Origin of the sequence: Mesorhizobium sp. LHD-90 (assembly GCF_030929505.1) — a bacterium.
Taxonomy (GTDB): domain Bacteria; phylum Pseudomonadota; class Alphaproteobacteria; order Rhizobiales; family Rhizobiaceae; genus Kumtagia.
In genome coordinates this window covers 41,525-65,596 of record NZ_JAVFVV010000028.1, presented here as the reverse complement: position 1 = coordinate 65,596, position 24,072 = coordinate 41,525, and the positions used below count along the sequence as shown (strand labels likewise).

General features: G+C 64.5%; 21 protein-coding genes and 1 pseudogene. All 22 read right to left on the bottom strand.

Features of this window, described 5'->3' with window-relative positions; genetic code table 11:
* Positions 1-470: pseudogene (locus RB623_RS27580) on the bottom strand (hypothetical protein); the annotation flags it as partial.
* Between the two features lie 454 nt (positions 471-924).
* The gene (locus RB623_RS27575; protein ID WP_308060328.1) at positions 925-1,314 is read right to left on the bottom strand and encodes a DUF305 domain-containing protein; all 390 of its coding nucleotides are present in this window, start codon (positions 1,312-1,314) and stop codon (positions 925-927) included.
* 44 nt (positions 1,315-1,358) lie between these two features.
* Positions 1,359-1,751: a Cu(I)-responsive transcriptional regulator gene (cueR, locus tag RB623_RS27570; RefSeq protein WP_308060327.1), complete on the bottom strand. Its 393-nt coding sequence runs from the start codon at positions 1,749-1,751 to the stop codon at positions 1,359-1,361.
* A 111-nt stretch (positions 1,752-1,862) separates the two neighbouring features.
* Positions 1,863-4,352 (bottom strand): heavy metal translocating P-type ATPase, encoded by a 2,490-nt coding sequence (locus RB623_RS27565; protein ID WP_308060326.1) that lies wholly within the window; start codon positions 4,350-4,352, stop codon positions 1,863-1,865.
* Between the two features lie 270 nt (positions 4,353-4,622).
* Positions 4,623-5,018, bottom strand: a complete 396-nt coding sequence (locus RB623_RS27560; RefSeq protein WP_308060325.1) for a nuclear transport factor 2 family protein — start codon at positions 5,016-5,018, stop codon at positions 4,623-4,625.
* A 63-nt stretch (positions 5,019-5,081) separates the two neighbouring features.
* Positions 5,082-5,777: an urea ABC transporter ATP-binding subunit UrtE gene (gene urtE / locus RB623_RS27555; RefSeq protein ID WP_308060324.1), complete on the bottom strand. Its 696-nt coding sequence runs from the start codon at positions 5,775-5,777 to the stop codon at positions 5,082-5,084.
* Between the two features lie 444 nt (positions 5,778-6,221).
* Complete coding sequence (urtD, locus tag RB623_RS27550; protein ID WP_308060323.1) at positions 6,222-6,968, bottom strand: urea ABC transporter ATP-binding protein UrtD; 747 nt, start codon at positions 6,966-6,968, stop codon at positions 6,222-6,224.
* 4 nt (positions 6,969-6,972) lie between these two features.
* The gene (gene urtC, locus RB623_RS27545; RefSeq protein WP_308060322.1) at positions 6,973-8,199 is read right to left on the bottom strand and encodes an urea ABC transporter permease subunit UrtC; all 1,227 of its coding nucleotides are present in this window, start codon (positions 8,197-8,199) and stop codon (positions 6,973-6,975) included.
* A complete protein-coding gene (urtB, locus tag RB623_RS27540) occupies positions 8,196-9,821 on the bottom strand; it encodes an urea ABC transporter permease subunit UrtB (RefSeq protein WP_308060321.1) in 1,626 nt (541 codons plus the stop codon). Before urtB ends, urtC begins: the two co-directional genes overlap by 4 nt.
* A 269-nt stretch (positions 9,822-10,090) precedes the next feature.
* The gene (gene urtA, locus RB623_RS27535; RefSeq protein WP_374121750.1) at positions 10,091-11,401 is read right to left on the bottom strand and encodes an urea ABC transporter substrate-binding protein; all 1,311 of its coding nucleotides are present in this window, start codon (positions 11,399-11,401) and stop codon (positions 10,091-10,093) included.
* Positions 11,402-11,779: 378 nt separating this feature from the next.
* The gene (mtnA, locus tag RB623_RS27530) at positions 11,780-12,886 is read right to left on the bottom strand and encodes an S-methyl-5-thioribose-1-phosphate isomerase (RefSeq protein ID WP_308060319.1); all 1,107 of its coding nucleotides are present in this window, start codon (positions 12,884-12,886) and stop codon (positions 11,780-11,782) included.
* Positions 12,883-14,157 carry an S-methyl-5-thioribose kinase gene (mtnK, locus tag RB623_RS27525; RefSeq protein ID WP_308060318.1) on the bottom strand — a complete coding sequence of 425 codons (1,275 nt, stop codon included), beginning with the start codon at positions 14,155-14,157 and terminating at the stop codon, positions 12,883-12,885. Before mtnK ends, mtnA begins: the two co-directional genes overlap by 4 nt.
* Positions 14,158-14,203: 46 nt before the next feature.
* Positions 14,204-16,258 carry a bifunctional aldolase/short-chain dehydrogenase gene (locus tag RB623_RS27520; RefSeq protein WP_308060317.1) on the bottom strand — a complete coding sequence of 685 codons (2,055 nt, stop codon included), beginning with the start codon at positions 16,256-16,258 and terminating at the stop codon, positions 14,204-14,206.
* Between the two features lie 77 nt (positions 16,259-16,335).
* A complete protein-coding gene (locus RB623_RS27515; protein WP_308060316.1) occupies positions 16,336-17,295 on the bottom strand; it encodes a sugar-binding transcriptional regulator in 960 nt (319 codons plus the stop codon).
* A gap of 71 nt (positions 17,296-17,366) precedes the next feature.
* The gene (locus tag RB623_RS27510; protein WP_308060315.1) at positions 17,367-17,804 is read right to left on the bottom strand and encodes a thioesterase family protein; all 438 of its coding nucleotides are present in this window, start codon (positions 17,802-17,804) and stop codon (positions 17,367-17,369) included.
* 24 nt (positions 17,805-17,828) lie between these two features.
* On the bottom strand, positions 17,829-19,151 hold the full coding sequence (locus tag RB623_RS27505) for a UDP-glucose/GDP-mannose dehydrogenase family protein (RefSeq protein WP_308060314.1): 1,323 nt from the start codon (positions 19,149-19,151) through the stop codon (positions 17,829-17,831).
* Positions 19,152-19,355: 204 nt separating this feature from the next.
* Positions 19,356-20,597, bottom strand: a complete 1,242-nt coding sequence (locus RB623_RS27500) for an MFS transporter (protein WP_308060313.1) — start codon at positions 20,595-20,597, stop codon at positions 19,356-19,358.
* A 136-nt stretch (positions 20,598-20,733) separates the two neighbouring features.
* Positions 20,734-20,910, bottom strand: coding sequence for a hypothetical protein (locus tag RB623_RS27495; protein ID WP_308060312.1), 177 nt, complete (start codon positions 20,908-20,910; stop codon positions 20,734-20,736).
* Positions 20,911-21,396: 486 nt separating this feature from the next.
* A complete protein-coding gene (locus tag RB623_RS27490) occupies positions 21,397-21,630 on the bottom strand; it encodes a hypothetical protein (protein WP_308060311.1) in 234 nt (77 codons plus the stop codon).
* A gap of 121 nt (positions 21,631-21,751) precedes the next feature.
* Positions 21,752-22,441 carry a phosphate regulon transcriptional regulator PhoB gene (phoB, locus tag RB623_RS27485; protein ID WP_308060310.1) on the bottom strand — a complete coding sequence of 230 codons (690 nt, stop codon included), beginning with the start codon at positions 22,439-22,441 and terminating at the stop codon, positions 21,752-21,754.
* A 15-nt stretch (positions 22,442-22,456) separates the two neighbouring features.
* Complete coding sequence (gene phoU, locus RB623_RS27480) at positions 22,457-23,164, bottom strand: phosphate signaling complex protein PhoU (protein WP_308060309.1); 708 nt, start codon at positions 23,162-23,164, stop codon at positions 22,457-22,459.
* 72 nt (positions 23,165-23,236) lie between these two features.
* Positions 23,237-24,061, bottom strand: coding sequence for a phosphate ABC transporter ATP-binding protein PstB (gene pstB, locus RB623_RS27475; protein WP_308060308.1), 825 nt, complete (start codon positions 24,059-24,061; stop codon positions 23,237-23,239).
* Positions 24,062-24,072: the final 11 nt, after the last annotated feature.

Here is a 24,072-nt window from a genome sequence, read left to right as displayed (position 1 = left end):
GTGACGGCGATGCCGAGGCTGCGCAGCACGGCCTCGTTGGTTCCGGGTTTTGGCTTTCGCGGGCGAAACGGCGGCAGGGTCACGACGATGCCGCGCGCCGCCGCGATGATCAAACGCCGCGCTGCGGATTCGGCCGGTCGCAGCAACCGCAAAATGGCGCGGTGGAGATGGCGCGGCAAGGTAAGTGCCGGGGACAGTTTACTTTTTTCAGCTTGCGCGACGTCTGGACTGCTGCGGCCTTCCTGCGGAAACAAAGTAAACTGTCCCCCAGCACCAAGACCCAGCTCCGCCATGCCGACAAGCATGCTCAGAAGACGCTTCAAGGCCTCCCAGTTCTTGTCGATCGCCGGACTTACCTCCATCGCCACCGCCTCCTTTCCAGCACAGGCGATGAGGATTATCGCTCCGGCCGAAGGGAGGGGGATAAGTCGCGGGAAAATAATCCTGACAGATGCTGACCAGGCCGGCATTTGTTTATATTAAACAAAGGGTTACCCCCTCTCTTGGACTTTCTACGACTTAACCTCGTTTTTCGCCTCGCCCTTCGGGCTTCGGCCGCTCGGCTAAGATCGTGAAAATCCATTCTCCCCCGCAAGGGGGGAGATAGCGCCGGCATCGGCCTTTCCGCCAAACGTCAACCGTCGTGATTGGCAGAAACGTCGGTGCAACGGTATGTCCCCCCTTGCGGGGGAGAATGGATTTTCACGATCTTGGCCGAGCCGCCCGAAGGGCGAAAAGCGAAGGCCAAGTCGTAGAAAATCCAAGAGAGGGGCAACAAAAGTTGCATCACGAAACCCCAGGCGGACGTTTGCGCGTACCCGACGGGATCGAATTGCAAGGCCCGGGCCACTGCCAAGCCCGCCCAGACGCCATCCCCGGGCCATGCCGGCCAGGAAAACGCCCGTTTCCCTCCGGTCGGCATGACTATTTCGGCGCGTTGGCCTTCAGCCAGGCCTCCATCTGGTCGATCTCCTTCTCCTGCGCGGAGATGATGTCCTCGGCGAGCTTTCGGATTTCCGGGTCCTTGCCGCCATGCTGGAGCAGCACTTTCGCCATGTCGATCGCCGCCTGATGGTGCGGGATCATGCCGCGCACGAAGTCGACATCGGCATTTCCGGAATAGACGATTTTTCCGAACGTCTGATGCATCGCGTCCATGGCCTTCTTGTAGCCGGCCTCGGCGGCTGTCGCCGGCGCGGGCGCGTCCGGGGTCGTGGCGTGGCCGCTGTGGTCCGTCTGGGCGAAGGCGGCCGACGACAGCGGCAGGGCGAGCGCCGCGGCGAGCAGGGCGACGCGGAGAGGGGTGCGGGTCATGACAGGTCCTTTCTGGTAGGGAGGAAAACGAGGCGCCGGAGCCCTCAATGATGGTGCCCGGCGAGATCTTCGAGGATCGGGCACTCCGGCCGGTGGTTGCCATGGCAGGCCTCGACCAGATGGCCGAGCGTGACGCGCAGCGCTTTAAGTTCCGCGATTTTTCGGTCGATCTCGACGAGTTTTGTCTCGGCGATGGCCTTGACCTCGGCGCTCTCGCGCCCGGTGTCGCCGTAAAGCGACAGGAGCTGCCGGCATTCCTCGACCGAAAATCCCAGCCCGCGCGAACGCTGCAGGAATTTCAGCCGGTGCACGTCGGCGATCGAATAGTCGCGATAGCCGTTGCCGGCGCGGCCCGGGCTGAGCAGTCCGATATCCTCGTAGTAGCGGATGGTCTTGGGCGGCAGGCCGGATTTTTCCGAAGCCGTTCCGATGTTCATGATGTGGTTCCTTGAGTTCGGCGCAGGGGACAGTTTACTTTTTTCCGCTCACGCGAACCTTGAAGCGTTGCGGCCTTTCTGCGGAAAAAGTAAACTGTCCCCGGCACTTGCCTACAGCTTCACCCCGCGCAGCCGCAGCGCGTTGCCGATCACCGACACCGACGACAGGCTCATGGCGGCGGCCGCCAGCATCGGCGACAGCAGCATGCCGAAGACGGGATAAAGCACGCCCGCCGCCACCGGTACGCCGACGACGTTGTAGGCGAAGGCGAAGAACAGGTTTTCGCGGATGTTGCGCATGGTCGCGACCGACAGCCGCCTGGCCCGCACGATCCCGAAAATATCGCCCTTGAGCAGCGTGATGCCGGCGCTCTCCAGCGCCACGTCGGCGCCCGTGCCCATGGCGATGCCGACATCGGCGGCTGCCAGCGCCGGCGCGTCGTTGACGCCGTCGCCCGCCATCGCCACCGCCGCGCCGTTTTTGCGCAGTTCCTCGACCAGCGCGTGTTTGGCTTCCGGCGTCATGTCGGCGCGGACCTCGTCGATGCCGAGTTTTTTGGCCACCGACTTCGCCGTCAGCGCATTGTCGCCGGTGGCCATGACGATCCTAACGCCGCTGTCGTGCAGCGCCCGGATGGCGTCGGCGGCGTTGGCCTTGACCGGATCGGCGACGGCGACGAAGCCGGCGAGGCGGCCTTCCAGCGCGACGAACATCACCGTCCGGCCCTCGGCGCGCAGGGCGTCAGCTTGGGGCGCGAGCGGAGCGGCGTCCACGCCGATGTCCTGCATCATCGCGACATTGCCGAGCGCCACGGCATGGCCGGCGACGATGCCCTTGACGCCCTTGCCGGTCACCGCCTCGAAGTCGGTCGCCTTGTCGATGGAAACACCGCGCTCGCGCGCGCCCTCGACGATCGCTTCCGCCAGCGGATGTTCGGAGCCCTGCTCCAGTGCCGCGGCGAGGCCAAGCAGCCCCTCCTCGTCCAGCCCGCCGGCGGCCACAATATCGGTCAGCCGCGGCCGGCCCTCGGTCAGCGTGCCTGTCTTGTCGACGATGAGCGTGTCGACCTTAGAGAGACGCTCCAGCGCCTCGGCGTCCTTGATCAGCACGCCAGCCTGCGCGCCGCGCCCGGTCGCCGTCATGATCGACATCGGCGTGGCCAGCCCCAGCGCGCAGGGGCAGGCGATGATCAGCACCGACACCGCCGAAACGATGGCGAAGGTGAGCCCCGGTCCGAAGATCGCCCACACGGCGAAGGCGACGATCGCCACCAGCACGACCGTAGGCACGAAGTAGAAAGAGACCGTGTCGGCCAGCCCCTGGATCGGGGCGCGGCTGCGCTGCGCCTTGGCCACCATCTCGACGATGCGCGACAGCATCGTGTCGGCGCCCACCTTCTCGGCGCGCATCACCAGCGTGCCGTTGCGGTTGAGCGTGCCGCCGGTCAGCGCCGCGCCCGGCTCCTTCTCCACCGGCAGCGGCTCGCCGGTCAGCATGGATTCGTCCACCGCCGAGCGGCCGTCCTCGACCACGCCGTCGACCGGCACGCTCTCGCCGGGCCGGATGCGCAGCAGGTCGCCGGTCTGCACCTGGTCGAGCGGCACGTCGGCCTCGCCGCCGTCCTTGCCGATCCTGCGCGCCGTCTTCGGCGCGAGGTCGAGCAGGGCGCGGATCGCCGAACCGGTGCGTTCGCGCGCCTTTAGCTCCAGCACCTGGCCGAGGAACACCAGCGCCACGATGACGGCGGCGGCCTCGAAATAGACCGGCACGGCGCCGCCATGGCCGCGCATCTCATGCGGAAAGATGTCCGGGAACAGCGTGGCGACGACACTGAAGACATAGGCCGCGCCGACGCCGATCGAGATCAGCGTCCACATGTTCGGGCTACGGTTGACGATCGATTCGTAGCCGCGGTGAAAGAACGGGACCGCCGCCCACAACACGACGGGCGTTGCGAGCGCGAGCTCGATCCAGACGGACGTTCGCTCGCCGAGCCAGTCGCGGATCGGCAGGCCGAGCATCGGCCCCATGGTCAGCACCAGCAGCGGGATCGACAGGATTGCGCTGACCCACAAGCGGCGGGTGAAGTCGACAAGCTCCGGGTTCGGCCCTTCCTCGCCGGTCGGCACGCCCATCGGCTCCAGCGCCATGCCGCATTTCGGGCAGGAGCCGGGGCCATCGCGCACCACTTCCGGATGCATCGGGCAGGTGTATTGCGTGCCTTTCGGCGCCGGCGGCTCGGGTTTTCGTTCGCCGAGATATTTTGCCGGCTCGGCTTCGAATTTCGATTTGCAGCCGGCCGAGCAGAAATAGTGCCCCGCGCCCTCATGGCGCAGATAATGTTTGGCGCTGGCCCGCTTCACCGTCATGCCGCAGACGGGGTCCTTGGCTTCCAGATAGCGCTCCGGATCGGCCTCGAACTTGGTTTTGCAGCCGTTGCAGCAGAAGTGGTAGGTCTGCCCGCCATGCTCCATTGACGGTTTTCCCGCCGTGGGGTCGACGGTCATGCCGCAGACCGGATCGCGCACCAATTCGGGCGCCGCGCCCGCCTCTGCCTGGTGCCGATGATTCGTGTGGTGATGATGGTTCAAGGCCGTCATTCCCGTTTCATTCCTATGTGGGATCGAACCGTAATCCTTCCAGTCACTGGAAGGTCAAGCGACTTTTTTGCGCGATGGCCGAGTCGGTCCAACGCGTGAGAAGCCGCATCGTTCGACACGTCACGGGTGTGGACACCGACATCGACCCCGAGATGGCCATCCACGTCGTCGGGACTGCGCTGAACTCGTCCGATCTGCTGCTCTGAACGCAGCCTATGCGCAGAAACGCAGGGGCAGCCTACGGGCCGCCTCGACCGTCTCGCTTGAGAGCTACGCCTTGTCGGCGTCGGTCACCATGGCGGCGTCGTAATATTCGATGAGTTCGGCGACCTTGCCGTCCCTGACGGTCCAGAAATGCGCGTTCTCCAGCCGCACCCGCTTGTTGCTGGCCTTGTGGGTCATTTCGATCTTCGTCTCGGCGGCGACGCGCTCGCTGTCGCCGAAGATCGAGACAATGCGAAAGGAATTGTAGTCGAAGACTTTGTGGAGACGATCGAGTCTCCGGCGGAATTGTTCCAGCCCGGCTTCGGTTCCGCAGAAACGCGTAAAACCTAGATCGGCTTTCCATACGAATCGGACGTCCGGCGCGCACAAGTTCATCGTGGCATCCAGGTCTCCCTGGGCATAAAGCCCATACATCTTCTTAACGATACCGACAGCACTCACACTAGATCTTCCCTCCATTGAAAGAAGATCATGCGCCTTTGCGCTCGGCAAGCAAAGACTGCGTTATACTGTCAAAAACTTCCTCACGTCCGGGCGGTCGAGATCTTCCGCCGGGCCGGTATGGACCACCTGGCCGCGATCCATGATGTTGACCTCGTCGGCGAGTTCCCGACAGAAATCCAGATATTGCTCGACCAGCAGGATGGCGATGCCGGCGCTGTCGCGCAGGTAGCGTATGGCGCGGCCGATATCCTTGATGATCGACGGCTGGATACCTTCGGTCGGCTCGTCGAGCACCAGCAATTTCGGCCGCATCACCAGCGCCCGGCCGATGGCGAGTTGCTGCTGCTGGCCGCCGGAGAGATCGCCGCCGCGCCGCGACAACATCTGCTTCAGCACCGGAAAAAGCTCGAACACATGCGGCGGCACGTTGCGATCCGCCCGCTTCAACGGCGCGAAGCCGGATTCGAGATTTTCCTTCACCGTCAGCAGCGGGAACACCTCTCGTCCCTGCGGTACGAATGCGATGCCCGACCGGGCGCGATCATACGCCGCGCTCCGGTCGAGCGCCTTCCCCTCGAAGGCTATGGTGCCGCTCGTCAGCCGGTGGTGGCCGACGATCGATCTCATCAGACTGGTTTTTCCGACCCCGTTGCGGCCGAGCACGCAGGTGATTTTTCCGGCGTCCGCCTTCAGCGACACGCCGCGCAGCGCCTGCGCGGCGCCGTAGTGGAGGGTGGCGTCCTTGACCTCAAGCATGGTGGGTCTCGCGGACGAACTCCCGGGGACAGTTTACTTTTTCCCGCCCGAGCCAACGCCGGTACCGCCGCAGCATTTCAGCGGGAAGAAAGTAAACTGTCCCCTGCATCCGTACCTGGTCCCCCCGCGCCCCCGTCGCCGCAACAGCGGGGGTGGCGAACCTTCCGGCGCGCCAGGGGAGGTTGGTGAAATTCTCAAGGTACGCGCCTAAGCGAACACCCCTCATCCGTCTCGGCTTCGCCTCGACACCTTCTCCCACAAGGGGAGAAGGGGGAGCACTGCCGTTCCGCCTCCGCCAGTCTTCAACTTCGATGATTGCCGATGACATTCGTGCCAAGCTCCCCCTTCTCCCCTTGTGGGAGAAGGTGTCGAGGCGAAGCCGAGACGGATGAGGGGTGCTCATCTTGGCATCAAACCGTTCCAGACAAACCCGCCACATCGCCGTCACCGCCCCAGATAAACTTCGACGACACGCTCGTCGGCGGACACGAAATCCAGCGTACCTTCCGACAGCACCGAGCCCTCGTGCAGGCAGGTGACCTTGACGCCGAGCTCGCGCACGAAATGCATGTCGTGCTCGACAACGATCACCGAATGCGTCTTCGAAATCTCCTTCAGAAGCCGCGCGGTCTCTTCCGTCTCGGCGTCGGTCATACCGGCGACCGGTTCGTCGACCAGCAGCAGTTTTGGGTCTTGCGCCAAAAGCATGCCGATCTCCAGCCACTGCTTCTGGCCATGCGACAGGTTGGCCGCGAGGTCATGCCGCTTGTCGCCGAGCCGGATCGTCGAAAAGATCTCCTCGATGCGCCGCTGCTCACCGGCCGATCGCTTGTGGAACAGCGCCGGAAAGATCGAGCGCGGCCCTTTCAACGACAAGACGATATTGTCCTCCACCGTATGGCTCTCGAACACCGTCGGCTTCTGGAATTTCCGGCCGATGCCCATCATGGCGATCTCGGCCTCGTCGTGCCTGGTGAGATCGATCTGGCCGTCGTAGAAGACCTCGCCGGTATCTGGCTTGGTTTTGCCGGTGATGATGTCCATCATCGTCGTCTTGCCGGCGCCGTTCGGGCCGATGATCGCCCGCATCTCTCCCTTGTCCAGCACCAGCGACAGGTTGTTGATCGCCTTGAAGCCGTCGAAGGACCGTGAGACGCCGTCGAGATAAAGGATGGTGCCGCTCTTGCTCATGGCGCTACTCCGCCGCCGCCGGCTCGGGGCCGCCGGACGGGACCTGCCAGCCTTTTTCGGCGCGCGCCGACTCGACCGCGGGCGAGACCGGGGCGAGCGGCGGCGCGTCGCCCGTCGCCGCTGCCTTAAGACGGTGGCCACGACCAGCCTTCCACTGGTCGTACATGCCGACGACGCCCTTCGGCAGGAACAGCGTGACGAAGACGAACAGCCCGCCCAGCGCGAACAGCCAGAATTCCGGCAGCACGCCGGTGAACCAGCTTTTGCCCGCATTGACCAGCAGCGCACCGATGATCGGCCCGACGATGGTGGCGCGGCCGCCGACAGCCGTCCACACCACCACCTCGATCGAATTGGCGGGGTCGAACTCGCCGGGATTGATGATGCCGACCTGCGGCACATAGAGCGCGCCGGCAATGCCGGCCATGACAGCCGACACGGTGAAGGCGAACAGCTTTACGTTCTCCGCCCGCCAGCCGAGGAAACGCGTGCGGCTCTCGGCATCGCGCACCGCCATCAGCAGCTTTCCGTATTTCGAACCGATGATACGCCAGGTGACGAAAACGCCCAACGCCAGGGCCAGCGCGCTCGCCGCAAACAGGGCCGAGCGCGTCGTGTTGGCCTGCACGTTGAAGCCCAGAATGTCCTTGAAATCGGTCAGGCCGTTATTGCCGCCGAAACCCATGTCGTTGCGGAAGAAGGCGAGCAGCAGCGCATAGGTCATCGCCTGGGTGATGATCGACAGGTAGACGCCGGTGACGCGGCTGCGGAATGCCAGCCAGCCGAAGCAGAAGGCCAGAAGCCCGGGCACCAGCATCACCATCAGCGCGGCGAACCAGAACTGGTCGAAGCCGTACCAGAACCACGGCAGTTCCTTCCAGTTCAGGAACACCATGAAGTCGGGCAAGATCGGGTTGCCGTAGACGCCGCGGTCGCCGATCTGCCGCATCAGGTACATGCCCATCGCGTAGCCGCCGAGCGCGAAGAAGGCGCCATGGCCGAGCGAAAGAATGCCGCAATAACCCCATACAAGGTCGAGCGACAGCGCCAGCAGCGCGTAGCAGAGATACTTGCCGATCAGCGCCACCATGTAGGACGGCACATGCAGTGCCGAATCCGGCGGGAAGGCGATGTTCAGCACAGGTACGAGGATCGCCACCGCCACCAGGATGAGGATGGTGATGGCGATGCGGCGGTCGGCGCCGGCGACAAAAAACTTTCCGGAGATCATGCTTCCACCGCCCGGCCTTTGAGCGCGAACAGGCCGCGCGGGCGCTTCTGGATAAACAGAATGATCAGCACCAGCACGAGAATCTTGCCCAGCACCGCGCCGGCGTAGGGCTCCAGGAACTTGTTGAGGATGCCGAGCGACAGCGCGCCGACCAGCGTGCCCCACAGATTGCCGACGCCGCCGAACACGACCACCATGAAACTGTCGATGATGTAGCCCTGGCCGAGGTTGGGCGAGACGTTGTCGATCTGGCTGAGCGCGACGCCGGCGATGCCGGCAATGCCGGAGCCCAGCGCGAAAGTCAGCGCGTCGACCCACGGCGTCCTGATGCCCATCGAGGCGGCCATGCGGCGGCTGGCGGTGACGGCGCGCATCTGCAGGCCCCACGGTGTGCGCTTCATGACGAACAGCAGGGCGAAGAACACGGCCAGCGCGAATACCAGGATCCACAGCCGGTTCCAGGTGATCGAAAGCTGACCGAGTTCGAACGCGCCGGACATCCAGGACGGGTTGCCGACCTCGCGGTTGGTCGGGCCGAAGATGGTGCGCACCGCCTGCTGCAGGATCAGCGACACGCCCCAGGTGGCGAGCAGCGTCTCCAGCGGGCGGCCGTAGAGGAAACGGATGATGCCGCGCTCGATGGCGAAGCCGACGGCGGCAGCGACCAGGAAGGCCAGCGGCAGGGCAATCGCCAGCGACCAGTCGAACAGGCCGGGCGCCGAGGTGCGGATCACCTCCTGCACGACATAGGTCGTGTAGGCGCCGAGCATCACCATCTCGCCATGCGCCATGTTGATGACGCCCATGACGCCGAAGGTGATGGCGAGGCCGATCGCTGCCAGCAACAGAACCGAGCCGAGCGAGATGCCGTACCAGACGTTCTGTGCGGCGCCCCAAAGCGCCAGCGAGGAGTTTATCCGGTCGATCGCGGCCGTGGCGGCATCCTTGACCGCGCCGTCGGCTCTTGCCTGGACGGCGGTGAGCAGCGACAGCGCGTCGCGGCCGCCCCGCGCCTCCAATACAGTGATCGCCGCCAGCTTCTCGCTGGCGGGCAGGTCGGAAACGAGAACCGCAGAGGCGCGCGCCTGCTCAAGCTGTAGTTTCACGCTGGCGATATGCTCGTCGAGGATCGCCACGTCGAGCGCCTCGATGGAATTGGCGTCGGGCGCCTTGAACATGGTCTGCGCGGCGGCAAGCCGCGCGGCCGGATCGGCGGCCCCGAGCGTCAGCGTTCCCAGCACGTCGCGGATGACGCGGCGCAGGCTGTTGTTGACCTTGACCTTGGTCACCTCCGCCTTAGCGGCCTCGCCGGCGTCGACGGCCGTGAGCGGATCGGCGAGTTTCACCGTCTGGCCGCTCTCCTTGCCTATGAAGACCGCTGCATCGGATTTCCGGAAATAGAGATCGCCTTCGGACAATGCCGTCAGCGGCTTGCCGACCGCCGGATCGCCGGTTGCCGCGAGCTCGCGCACGACGGCTTCGGTCTGGGAGAAATTCTTGACCGTCGCGAATTTGGCGACGACGGGCCGCAACGTGGCTTCGTCGGCGGAGGCGGGGGAAACGAGGATCGCCAGGAGGGAAAGAATGGCTAGTGCAAAAGTGAAAGCAGCGTTCCTTCGCACCCCCCTCTGTCCTGCCGGACATCTCCCCCACAAGGAGGGAGATTGCTCCGACCGCTCGGGTTTCGCCAATTGCCAACGCCGCAGAAGGAGCGGCGTCGCCGAAGCGGCTAATCTCCCCCCTTGTGGGGGAGATGTCCGGCAGGACAGAGGGGGGCAACGTAGAGCGGATGAGCTCATCTAGACCAGCACTCTAAAACGTCTTTCGGAGACCCCCCGGGCGGGGGAGAGAGAAACCCCGCCCGGGCCGCGCGTCGCTTGGGAGGATGCGCTCAGTTCACGCCCTTGCCGCCGCACTTGCCGGTGGCAACGTTGAAGTTGCCGCAGGACATCGGCGCGCGCCAATCCGAGATCAGGTCCTTGGAGTCGGGCAGGTAGTCGGACCATTCGTCGCCGACCACGAGGCCCGAGGTCTGCCACACTGTTTCCATCTGGCCGTCGGTCTGGATCTCGCCGATCAGCACCGGCTTGGTGATGTGGTGGTTCGGCATCATGGTGGAATAGCCGCCCGAGAGGTTCGGAACAGAGACGCCGATGATGGCGTCGATGACGGCGTCAGGATCGGTGGTGCCGGCTTTCTCGACCGCCTTGACCCACATGTTGAAGCCGATGACATGGGCTTCCATCGGGTCGTTGGTCACCCGCTTCGGGTTCTTGGTGTATTCCTTCCACGCGGCGATGAACGCTTCGTTTTCCGGCACATCGACCGACTGGAAATAGTTCCAGGCGGTGAGGTGGCCGACCAGCGGAGCGGTGTCGAGGCCGGCAAGTTCCTCCTCGCCCACCGAGAAGGCGACGACCGGGATGTCCTCGGCCTTGATGCCCTGGTTGGCGAGTTCCTTGTAGAACGGCACGTTGGCGTCGCCGTTGACGGTCGAGACCACGGCCGTCTTCTTGCCGGCCGAGCCGAAATTCTTGATGTCGGTGACGATGGTCTGCCAGTCGGAATGGCCGAACGGCGTGTAGTTGACCATGATGTCTTCCTTGGCCACGCCCTTGGATTCGAGATAGGCTTGCAGGATCTTGTTCGTGGTCTGCGGATAGACGTAGTCGGTACCAGCAAGCACCCAGCGCTTCACCGAACCGCCTTCCTCGCTCATCAGGTAGTCGACGGCGGGGATTGCCTGCTGGTTCGGCGCGGCGCCCGTGTAGAACACGTTGCGCTGGCTTTCCTCGCCCTCGTACTGGACAGGGTAGAACAGCAGATTGTTCAGTTCCTCGAACACCGGCAGCACGGACTTTCGCGAGACCGAGGTCCAGCAACCGAATACCGCCGCCACCTTGTCCTTCTCGATCAGTTCGCGCGCCTTTTCGGCGAAGAGCGGCCAGTCCGAGGCAGGGTCGACGACTACCGCCTCGAGTTTCTTGCCGAGCAGACCACCCTTCTTGTTCTGCTCGTCGATGAGGAACAGCATCGTGTCCTTCAGCGTCGTCTCGGAAATCGCCATCGTGCCCGACAGCGAATGCAGGATGCCGACCTTGATCGTATCATCCTGCGCCATAGCCGGTGCGGCCATGCTCAAGCCAGCCGCCAGCGCCCCCGCCGCGAACAGACTTCTTATGGTTGTTTGAATACCCCTCATATGGACACCTCCGAACTGGGTTGTTGCACCGGGGCAAGCGATGCAACCCCCGTGCCAGTTGCCGGAAGCGGCTTGGTCCACTGGGATTAACGAATTGTTTACAGCCGTTTACCCCAGCATCGCTGGGTTTGAAGCAGCAAGCTCCTTGCGCGGCTAAAGATCACCGTGAGTTTTTTTTGCGCACGCCTGGCAGGGTGCTGCCCATTTTTGAACCAACGAATAATCAATGATTATTTCTTAGGCAGATAGTTGCCGCGCAACAGGGTAAAAAATCTTTGACAGTTGGCAACAGACGGCAAGAAGCCGGCACGGTCACAGCGCGGCTTTCAAGAAATTGTTTTGGCTTGCCTGGGACCCGCCTGCCTTGAAGCTTGAAGGTCACGCCGCGGCTTGGCGGCGCTCCGGGAACAGGTCCAGCAGTCCCTCGCGCGAAGCCTTCGCCACGCCGCGCTCGGTGATCAGTCCGGTCACCAGCCGCGCCGGCGTCACGTCGAAGGCGGGGTTGCGGGCCGGCGTGGCATCCGGCGAAATGCGCACCTGGGCGATCTCGCCATTGCCCGCCCTGCCCCACACCAGCGACACCTCGTCGGCGGAGCGCTCCTCGATCGGGATCTCCTTCAGCCCGTCGACTACCGTCCAGTCGATGGTCGGCGACGGCAGCCCGACATAGAACGGCACGCCGTTGTCGGCAGCAGCAAGCGCCTTCAGATAAGTGCCGATCTTGTTGCAGACGTCGCCGTTCGCCGTCGTGCGATCGGTGCCGACGATGACCATGTCAACCTCGCCATGCTGCATCAGGTGTCCGCCGGCATTGTCGACGATCAGCGTATGCGGCACGCCGTGGCCTGCCATCTCCCACGCCGTCAATTGAGCGCCTTGGTTGCGCGGCCGCGTCTCGTCGACGAAGACATGCACGGGGATGCCGGCCTCCACGGCAAGATAGATCGGCGCGGTCGCCGTGCCATAGTCGACGGTCGCCAGCCAGCCAGCGTTGCAATGGGTCAAAATGTTCACCCGCTCGCCCAGCTTCTTGCGCGCCGCGATGTCGCGGATGATCTTGAGCCCGTTCTCGCCGATCGACCGGTTGAGTTCGACGTCCTCGTCGGCGATCTCGGCAGCGCGTTTGTAGGCAACCTCGGCACGTTCCGAAGCCGGCAAAGGTTTCAGCACGCGCGTCATCTCGTCCAGCGCCCAGCGCAGATTGATGGCGGTCGGGCGGGTCTCGTGAAGCTTGTGCCAGACGGCTTTCAGCGCCTCGTCGGATGGGTCTTCCACCATCTGCAAGGCGACGCCATAGGCCGCCGTCACGCCGATCAGCGGCGCGCCGCGCACCCACATGTCGCGGATCGCGGTGGCGATGCCGTCCACCGTATCCACGGTCTCGACGCGAAAAGCATGCGGCAGCCAGCGCTGGTCGATGATGTCGACCGAACGGCCGTCCCTGTTCAGCCAGATGGTGCGGTAGTGCGTGTCGCCGACCTTCATAGAGCGGGCTCCTTCTCGATCAGATCAGCCAGATTGTTAACTTCCTCGATGCCGTGGATGTTCCGGCGGTTGACCACCAGATGCCGGCCGAAACGCAGCGCCTTGGCCTCGCAGGAGGCACGCAGGTCGGCGTCCTCGATCGCCTCGAAATCGGCATTGTGGGCAAGACCCAGAATGCGCCGGTGGCACTCGACGCCGGCAAAGCCCAGCATGTCGTCGAACAACGCATGCAAAACATGATCCAGCGCCTGCTCGGAGGCGAGCACATCGCCCTGATCCTCGAACAGGCTCTTCTGGTAGAGGATGCCTGTGCGCTCCGTCCTCCACAGATGCGAGAACTCGGCGCGGAACACCTGCCATGCCTCGACAACGACACCGAGCAGGTAATCGCGCACCCCCTCGCGGTCGCCCGGCGCCTTCTCGTGGCCGCGCTGCGAGAAGAAGGACATCCAGAAATTCGCCAGCGCCATGCCGACGTCGAACGCCATCGGCCCGTAGAAGGCGAATTCCGGGTCGATCATGCGCGTGTCGGCCTCGGTGACCATGATCGATCCGGTGTGCAGGTCGCCATGCACCAGCGTCTCGGCATTCGCCGTGAACAGGTGCTTCAGCCGCTGCGCCTCGACTTTCAGGTCGCGGTCGGCCCGCAGTTCCGCAACCAACCCATCGAGCTGTGGCGAAGTATGCCGGTTGAGCTTTGCGTCGAAATACGGATCGGAGAAGACGAGGCTTTCCGTAATGTCGCAGAGCTCGACATTGTCCGCGAACAGCGCCAAATCGGCCTTGCGCTGCCGCGTCTCCATATGGAAATCCGACCCACGGAACAGCGTGCGCGCCATGAACAGGCCGAGGTCGCGGCCGACCTTGGGATAGATGTTGCCAGCGATCAGGCCCCTGCGCAGGATGATGTGCGGCGACAAAAACTCCATGACGATCAGCGCCTGCGCCTCGTCGAAATGGAAGATTTTCGGGGTCGAGCCGGGATCGCGCGCTTCCTGGCGGGTCAGCGCATGATACTCGAAGAAGGAGCGTTTCAACGGCAGCGGCCAGGAATCGCCGACGAGGCGGACATAGGGCAGCGCCTGCTTGACCACCACGCCGCCGGCCGGGCCTTCGACGATGAAGACGAGATTGAGGTTGCCGTCGCCGACCTCGCGCACTTTCCAAGCCGCGACATCGTCGCCCAAGCGCGACCGCATGACCTCCAGGCCGCCCAGCCGAGCGGGCAAAGTCTCCACTGTCAATGCCTTGAAGGCATCATGTACTGTCATTTCAATCCTCCCCTGCACTCATCCGCGCGATGCCGCCGTGGACCGACTATCGTAGCGTCGCCGCGATATTGCCGCCGTCGACGGTGGTCACGTCGGCGGTGGTGCGCTCGGCTAGCGCATGGTGCAGGAATGCCTGCGCCACGTCCTGCGCCGTCACTTCCTGTCCGAGCAGGTTACCCGACATATAGTCCTTCTCCGACAATCCGCGCGCCTTCGACCGGCTGGCGATCATGTCGGCGGTCAGCAGCCCGGAGCGGATGCGGTCGGCGTTGACGGCGTTGGAGCGGATGCCGAGCGGTCCGTATTCCAGCGCATACTGGCGCGACAGGAACAGTGTCGCCGCCTTGGGCAGGCCGTAGGCTCCGAAATTGGCGCCCGGATTGATCGCCTGCTTGGAGGTGTTGAACAAGAGCACGCCGCCGGTGCCCTGCTGTTTGAAGATACGCACGGCGTTTTTCGCGGCGTTCTGGTGGGCGAAGAAATTGAGCTCGAAACTCTTGCGCAGCAGCGCGTCGTCGAGTTCACCGATCTTGCCTTCCCAGGCCGCACCGGCGTTCGAGACGAGGATGTCCAGGCCGCCGAAAACCTCGACCGCCTTGTCGAAGGCGGCTCGCAGCGCGGCGGGATCGGTGATGTCGCAGCCGACGCCGATCGACTGGTTGCCGGCCTTCTTCGCTGCTTCCGCGGCGCGCTCGGCGTCGAGGTCGACCACCACCGCGTGGGCGCCGTAGTCGGCGAAAAGTTTCGCCGTCGCCGCGCCGATCGCGCCGGCGCCGCCGGTGACCAGCACCGCCTGCCCGGTCAGCGGCTTCGGCTTGTTGGAGGCAAGTTTCGCCTGCTCCAGCGACCAGTATTCGAGCTCGAACAGGTCGGAATGGGCGAGCGGGTGGAAGGTGCCAACGGCCTCGGCGCCCTTCACCGCCTCGATCCACATCTCGCCGACGTCTGAAGCGATCCTCGCGTCCTTCAGCGTGCGGCCGTGGCCGAACATGCCGAGCCCCGGAACCAGCGACAGGCGCGGCATCGGGTCGAGCATGGTGCGCTTGATGTCGTCGCGCGCGTCGTTGCTGGTAAAATAGTGCTCATAGTCGCCCGCGAAGGCCGCAACCCGTTCGCGAACCGCCGTCTCGAAACCCTTCAGGTCGCCGGCGTCCGGCGCGGGCAGCACCATCGGCCCGGTCTTGATGCGGATCGACAGGTCGGGCGTCGACACGCCGGTCTTTGCCAGCGCCTCCAGCCGCGGCCCGCGCAGGAAGTCGAGGATCGCCGGCGAGGTGCGGAAGTCACTGATCATCCGGTCGAAACGGCCCTCGCCTTTAACGACGGCGACGGCGCCGCGCAGCATCGGCGCGATATCGAGGGCTTTCGCCAGGCTGGCCGGCAGCGCGGTGGGTGCCCCCGCCGGTCTGCCTTCCCTGGCGACGAACTCCTCGGCCAACGTCACGGCGTCGATCATCCGGTCGTAAGCCACCTTCGCCGTGTCGCCGAAGGTGAAGATGCCGTGCTTGTCGAGAATCAGGCCGATGACGGAGGTGTCCTGCTCGTAAACCTCGGCGGCCGCCTTGGCGAGGTCGAAGCCCGGCTTGATGTAGGGCACGAACCCGAAAGTCTTGCCGAACACTTTTTCGCAGATCGGCTTGCTGTCCGCCTGGTCGATCAGCGACAGGATCGCGGTCGAATGCGTGTGGTCGACGAATTTGTGCGGCAGGAAGGCGTGCAGCAGCGTCTCCACCGACGGGTTCGGGCCGGACGGATCGATCAGATTGGCGCGCTGCAGCGCCACCATATCCTCGTCCGACAGTTTTTCCAGCTTGCGCGCCTTGAGCAGCGGCTTCAGCTTCACCGCGGGCAGGCCCTGCGGCTCGATCACGCCCATGTCCCAGCCGCTGCCCTTGACGCACAGCACGTCCCATTCGTCGCCGACCAGATCGGTCATGGTCTGCTTGACCGAGGTGTTGCCGCCGCCATGCAGCACCAGCCGTGGCTCGCCGCCGAGCAACCGGGTCGTGTAGACGCGCAGCGCAAGCTCGCGCCCGACGCCCTTCTTCGCATAGGCCTCGACCAGTCTTTCAGCCTCGGCGTCATTCCACAAATTCTTCATCGTCTTCGTCCTGGTATCGGTTGGCGGTTGAGGTCACACGGCGTTTCAGATTAGCGACCGGTCATGACCGTTGATGATCAGGTTTCGCGCCCTGCCCGCGCAAAGTCGAGAAGTCGCCGGGCCATCCCGGCGCCGACGACGAGATGCGTGCAAAGCCCGCCGGCCAGTGCTGCCTTAAGCGGCTCGAACTTGCTGTCTTCCTGCACCACCACCAGCCGCTTCGGAATGGCGCGCAGCGAGTCTATGTCGGTGGAGATCAGGCGGCGGTTATAGGCGCAATCCAGCGACGCTCCCCTACCGTCGATGACCCTCCCGGCGATGACGCCGGCGGCTCCGGCCGCTCGCAGGCGGTCGAGTTCGGCGAGATCGACCGCGCCGCATTTTACGATATGGCTGTCGGCGTCGACCGTGCCGATCGAAAACAGCGCCAGATCGCAGGTTCGGATCCCGTCAAGTTGCTCGCGGATGACCGGCTCGGCCCGCAACGCGGCAGCCAGTTCCTCGGTGCTGAGCACCAGCGGCGCATAGAGATTGAGGCCCTTGGCGTTGAGGCGCCGGGCGATCTCCATCGTGCATTCGTCGGGGCGATAGGAGTAGGGCGCGCCGAGATTGCCGCAGAGTTGCACCACGGTGACCCCTTGCAGGTCGGCATGCGCCATCTGGTCGGCGATGGTGTAGACGGTGCGTCCCCAGGCGACCCCGATGCGTGCGCCCCGTGTTATCAGCCCGAGGAAGACGTTTGCCGCCACCAGCGGCACGTCGGCGGTCGGGTCGGACGAATGCGTGCTGTCGGGCGCCACCCACACGGCGTCGAGCTTCAGCGCGTCCTCCAGTTGGCGCGCCAGCACGTCGTCGGCGAAAAGCTGGGTCGAAGCGGAGATGGTGACGATGCCGGTTTCGCGCGCCTTGCGCAGGTACATGGCGACCGACGCCCGCGAGATGTTGAGTTCGCGCGCCACTTCGTCCTGCCGCAGCCCGTGCGAATAGTAGAGCCACGCGGCCTTGTGTATGATCTGGTCCGCCGTGCGGATAGGCATGTTTCCTCCGTCCTCGACAATAGTCACGGCGATTGACAAAAGTCAAACCGTCCTGAATCCCTGCCGCGATTTCAGGCGGAAAGCGTGTCCAGCGCCAGGCGGAGGTCCGGGGCGATGGGTGTCGCCTTGCGCGTCGTGCGATCGACGAAAACATGCACGAAGAAGCCCTCCGCCGCGGCGACATCCTCGTCGTTGCGGAACAGGCCGATCTGATAGCGCACGGACGAGGTTCCAAGTTTCGTCACCTTGACACCCGCCGTGACCACATCCGGAAAGGCCAATTCCGAAAAATAGCGGCAGCCGGTCTCGACGACGAAAAACACGGTCCTGCCGCCATGGAAATCGATGAGTCGCCTCTCCACCAGCCAGCCGTTCACCGCCGTGTCGAACAGCGAATAATGGACCACATTGTTCATGTGTCCGTAGACGTCGTTGTCCATCCAGCGGGTCTGGATGGTCCGGAACATCCGGTAGTCCGCCCGCACGGACGGCCCGCTGCGTTCGCTCATCGTCCCTCCCGATGCCATTTCGCGTCAGGCCGCCTGCCTGGCCTTCGGCCGGCCTATGCTGATGTAGGAGAAGCCGTGCTTCTCGACCTCATGCGCCTTGTAGATGTTGCGCAGATCGACCAGCACCGGCGCCTTCATCGCCTTGCCGATCCGATCGAGATCGAGTGCCCGGAAGGCGTCCCATTCGGTGACGATGACCAGCGCGTCCGCCCCTTTGGCGATCTCGTAGGGCGAGCCGCCGAATTCGACGCCGTCGAGCAGCGCCTTCGCCCCCTCCATGCCTTCCGGATCGTAGGCGCGCACGCGCGCGCCGCTGTCCTGCAGCGCCTGGATGATCGCCAGCGACGGCGCCTCGCGCATGTCGTCGGTGTTCGGCTTGAAGGTCAGCCCCAGCACGGCGATCGTCCTGCCCCGCACGTCGCCGCCGCAGGCGGCCGTCACCTTGCGCGCCATCGCCCGCTTGCGCGTGTCGTTGATCGCCACCGTGGTCTCGACCAGCCGCACCGGGCTCGCCGCGTCCTGGGCTGCCTTGACCAGCGCCAGCGTGTCCTTCGGAAAACACGACCCGCCATAACCGGGTCCGGCATGCAGGAACTTCGCGCCGATGCGCTGGTCGAGCCCGATGCCGCGCGCCAGGTCCTGCACGTCGGCGTCCAGCGCCTCGCACAGATCCGCCATCTCGTTGATGAAGGTGATTTTCATCGCGAGATAGGCGTTGGCGGCATACTTGATCAGCTCCGCCGAGCGCCGCGACGTGTACATGATCGGCGCGGCGTTGAGGTAGAGCGGCCGGTAGACTTCCGCCATCACTTCCCGCGCGCGCTCGTCCTCCAGGCCGATGACGATGCGGTCGGGTCGCTTGAAGTCGGAGATCGCCGCACCCTCGCGCAGAAACTCCGGATTGGAGACCACCGCGAAATCGACCTGCGGATTGGTCTCGCGGATGATGCGCTCGACCTCGTCGCCGGTGCCGACCGGAACCGTCGACTTGGTGACGACGACTGTGAAGCCGCGCAGCGCGCCGGCGATCTGCCGCGCAGCCGCGTAGACGTGGCTCAGATCGGCGTGGCCGTCGCCGCGACGCGACGGCGTGCCGACCGCCATGAACACCACGTCGGCCCCGCCGATCGCTGCATTGAGGTCGGTCTCGAAGCTGAGCCGCCCCGCCCGCAGATTGGCCGCGACGATTTCGCCGAGGCCCGGTTCGTAGATCGGGATGCGGCCGTCGCGCAACGCCTCGATCTTGCCGGCGTCACTGTCGATGCACACTACCTGATGCCCGAAATCGGCAAAGCAGGCCGCCGAGACGAGCCCGACATACCCGGCGCCAACCATCGATACGCGCATAATCTACCTTCTCTCGGATGAGGACGCGCTTTCAGAAAAGGCACGCCCGCGCGGCGGGTCCCTTTGCGGCGGCATCCCTACGCCGGATCGAGGCTCCGGCCAACAGAAACATTTGCCGCATAATTTCCCATGCGAATACGACAGTCCGATAACCGATGCCGACCCATCGCCGGAATTTTGAGCCTCTCGCGGCGCCGGCCTCCGTCACTCCCGTCCTTGAAGATGGCGGATATTGCGCAGCTTCGGGAACAGCCAAGCCCAAAGCCCCGCCACCGCGATCGCCCCGACGCCGCCGAAGACGACGGCCGGCACCGTGCCGATCAGCGCCGCCATGGTGCCGGCGCGGAACTCGCCGAGTTCGTTCGAGGCGCCGACAAACACCATGTTGACCGCATTCACCCGGCCGCGCACCTCGTCCGGCGTCCACAACTGGATGAGCGTCTCGCGCACATAGACGCTGACCATGTCCGTCGCGCCGAGCATGGCAAGCGCGAAGATAGACAGCCAGGTGATGGTGGACACGCCGAAGACAACGGTGAAGGCACCGAACAGGCCGACGAAGACGAGCATGATGGCGCCCGCATGGTCGCGCAGCGGATGGCCGGCAAGCCACACGGCGACCAGCAGGGCGCCGACGCCTGGCGCGGCGCGCAGCATGCCCAGCCCCCATGGACCGAGTTCGAGAATGTCGCGGGCATAGACGGGCAGCAGCGCGACCGCGCCGGACAGGAGTACCGCGAACAGGTCGAGCGAGATGGCGCCGAGCACGACTTTCTCGTTCCAGATGTAGCGGAAGCCGGCAAACAAGGTGTCGAGCGACGGCCGATCGGCACCGGTCCGCTGCGCCGGCTTCGGGATGCTGAAAATCAGGACGGCGCTCGCCACCATCAGCAGCGTGGCGATGCCGTAGGCCGCCTCGGCCGAGATGCCGTAAAGCAGGCCGCCCGCCACCGGCCCGACGATGGTCGCCGTCTGCCAGGCGGAAGAATTCCAGGCGACCGCATTGGCGAAATCCTTCGGCGGAACGAGATTGGCCACCAGCGACGCGGCGGCGGGGCCGAAGAAGGCGCGCGCGGTGCCGAACACAGCGAGCACCACAAAGATCGGAGCGACGCCCGACAGGCCGCGCAGCGAGAGCAGCAGCAGTGCCAGCGCGCAGACGGCCTCCAGCACCGCCGACAATCCCATGACCAGACGCCGTCCGAACCGGTCGGCGATCGCGCCGGTCAACAGCACCAGCAGCAGCGACGGAATGAACTGGATGATGCCGACAAGTCCGAGGTCGAGCGGATCGCGCGTCAGGTCGTAGACCTGCCAACCCACGGCGACCGAGACGATCTGGGTGGAGAAGGTAGCGAGAAAGCGCGCCGACCAGAAGGCGACGAACGGCCGGTGGCGGAAGGCGGCGTAACGATGGCCGTCGGCGGTCGCTGCGTGGGAAGACATCAGGCGGGATATTGGAAAGGCATGGTGAGCGGTCCTTAAAGCATGTCGCGCCGCTTATCGCCATCGTTTCGCGGCTGGACCAAAAATTATGCGGCCCGCCTCCAAGACGCCTTCAACAGAGGCGCAGCGCCATGCTTTAGCTTTCCGCCTTGAAGGTCTCCGCCTCCTGCCGGATCTTCTCCCAGTCGTTGCCGTGCCGCCTGAGCAGTTCCCGCGCCTGGCTCGGCGAAAGATCGGTCGTCTCGGCGAGGTGCTGGACTTCCAACTCACGGCCTTCGGCAAGGCGGCTTGGGGGCCGTCTTTTCTCAACCATGGCTCCGTCTCCATTGAACAGTGGTCAACGCACGAATTGCGAAAAGGTCGCAGGTGAACCTGCACGCTGCCGAACCGTCCCGGAATCGGAACTTCTCCGCGACCGGGCGAGTTTCTGATGCGACCAACGGAGATGCTTTCGATGATCAAATGGCTCGTGAGGCTCGGTCTTGCCGTCGTGGCGACGCGACTGGCCGCAAAGTATCTGACGCCCGAAGCAGAGCCGGAGCGGGCGAACACGCCGGCCCCGTGGCCCCGCAAGAGGAGGACTGCGAAATGACACATTTTGGACTGGCGGCCGCGGCACTTGCCGGATATGTCGCATATCGGCTTGGCCGGCGGCTGGTCGATGAAAACAGCGGCAGCGCCGCGCTCCCTAGCCGCAGACGCCGAAAGATCCACCGCGCTCCACCGCCTCACATCGGCGTGGACGTTTCGGCGAGAACCGCCGACCAGGTGCTAAGGCGATGACGCCCCGTTCCCCGGTTCAGTGTTCCGTCAGCGCTTCGTGCAGCAGGTCCAGGTCGACATAAAAATACCGCACCAGGCAGCGCTGCACTTCCTCGGCGTCGAAGCCGTGGTTTTTCAGATAGGAAACCGACTCGTGGATCGCCCTTCGGTCGATGAGTTTTGTCTTTCGATCGTCCTGGGCGTCCATGAACGCGTCCATGTCGGCGATGTTCCGATCCTTGTAGAGGATTTCCATGCGGGCGCCCTGCATCTTCAGGCCCGCCAGATTAACCCGTTAAGGATAACAAAAAGCTAATGCCTGGCAAGGCTGCCGACGCTACGAAAGCAAGCTTGCGCGACGATGGCTACGCCGCGCGCTAGAGGGGAAAGAATCACTCGTCGCTGATGGCGTAGCCGGCGCCGCGCACGGTGCGGATCACGTCCGGCAGGCGGCCGGTGTTGACGGCCTTGCGCAGCCGTCCGACATGCACGTCGACCGTGCGCTCGTCGATATAGATTGTCTCGCCCCACACATTGTCGAGCAGTTGCCCGCGCGAAAACACCCGGCCGGGATGCCGCATCATGAATTCGAGCAGCCGGAACTCGGTCGGCCCCAGCTTGATCTCGCTCTTCTTGCGGTAGACCCGGTGCGATTCGCGGTCGAGCACGATGTCGCCGACCTTCAGCACGGACGACAGCACTTCCGGCTTGGCGCGGCGCAGCAGCGCCTTCACCCGCGCCACGAATTCCGGGGTCGAGAACGGCTTCACCAGATAGTCGTCGGCGCCGGTGGCCAGCCCGCGCACCCGGTCGCTTTCCTCGCCGCGCGCCGTCAGCATGATGATCGGCAGCCGCTCGGTCTCCGGCCGCATTCTCAGCCGGCGGCAGAGCTCGATGCCGGAAACCGCCGGCAGCATCCAGTCGAGCACCAAGAGGTCCGGCACGTTCTCCTGCAACCGGATCTCGGCCTCGTCGCCGCGCCCGACCACCTCGACCTGATAACCTTCGGATTCCAGATTGTAGCGGAGGAGCACGCCCAGCGGCTCCTCGTCCTCCACCACCATGATCTTCGGTGCGATCATTATGCCTCGCTGCCGTTATTCGGCGAGCACGGTCGTGGCCGTCTCGTCGAGTTTCGGACGGTTCGCCGGAAGCTGCGCGCCGGTAAGCACATAATAGGCGTTCTCGGCGATGTTGGTCACATGGTCGCCGATGCGCTCGAGGTTCTTGGCGCAGAACAGCAGATGCGTGCAGGCGGTGATATTGCGCGGGTCCTCCATCATGTAGGTCAGGAGTTCGCGGAACACCGATGTATATTTGAGGTCGATCTTCTCGTCCTCGGCGCGCAGCCTGTCGAGTTCGTCGGGCTTGCGTCCGGTATAGGCGGCGATCACGCCGCCGATCTGGGCGTTCACCAGCGTCGCCATGTCGTCGATGCCGTGCGACAGGCCGCGCGGCGTGGCGCCCTCGCCGATCGCGCCGACGCGCTTGGCGACGTTCTTGGCGAGGTCGCCGATGCGCTCCAGGTCGCCGGCCATGCGGATGGCGCCGAGCACGGCCCGAAGATCCTGCGCCATCGGCTGGCGCTTGGCGATCAGCGTGATGGCGCGGTCGTCCAGCTCGCGCTGCTTGGCGTCCATCACGGCGTCTTCGGAGACGATCCGCTGTGCCGCCGCGGCGTCGGTATGCAGAAGCGCCCGGATCGAGGCGGCGACCATCGAGCCTGCAAGATCCGCCATCTCATGGATCAGCCGGTCGATCTGTTCGAGATCCTGGTCGAAGGAGGCAACGGTGTGTTCGCGCATCAAATAACTCCGAAATTCAGGGAAGCGCCGGGGGCCCGCGAGTGAAGTGCGTCGCGCATTTCGAAGCGGATGCTAGCCGAAGCGGCCAGTGATATAGTCCTGCGTGCGCTTGTCGTCGGGGTTGGTGAACATCTTGTCCGTCGCCCCTTCCTCGACCAGGTAGCCCAGATGGAACATGGCCGTGCGCTGCGACACGCGGGCGGCCTGCTGCATCGAGTGCGTCACGATGACGATCGTATAGTTCTGCTTGAGCTCATCGATCAGTTCCTCGACCTTGGCGGTGGCGATCGGATCGAGCGCCGAGCAGGGCTCGTCCATCAGGATGACCTCCGGCGCCACGGCGATGGCGCGGGCGATGCAGAGGCGCTGCTGCTGGCCGCCGGAAAGGCCGGTGCCCGGTTCGTGGACGCGATCCTTGACCTCGTTCCACAGCGCCGCCTTCTGCAGGCTCGACTGCACGATCGCGTCGAGATCGGCCTTGGTCCTGGCGAGCCCATGGATCTTCGGCCCATAGGCGACGTTCTCGTAGATCGACTTCGGGAACGGGTTCGGCTTCTGGAATACCATGCCGACGCGGGCGCGCAGTTCCACCACGTCGATCTTCGGGTCGTAGACATCCTCGCCGTCCAGCGTGATCTTGCCGGTCACGCGCGCAGAGTCGATCGTGTCGTTCATGCGGTTGAGGCAGCGCAGGAAGGTCGACTTGCCGCAGCCCGATGGGCCGATCAGCGCCGTCACCTGGTTCTGCCTTATGTCGAGTTCGACGTCGAACAGCGCCTGCTTCTCGCCGTAGAAGACGCCGACCTTGCGGCCCTGCATCTTGATCACTTCATTGGTCTTCGCAGTCATGCTCGCGCCCACTGCCTGCTCGAGTTTCTGTTCGGTCATGATGTTCATGAGACTTGCTC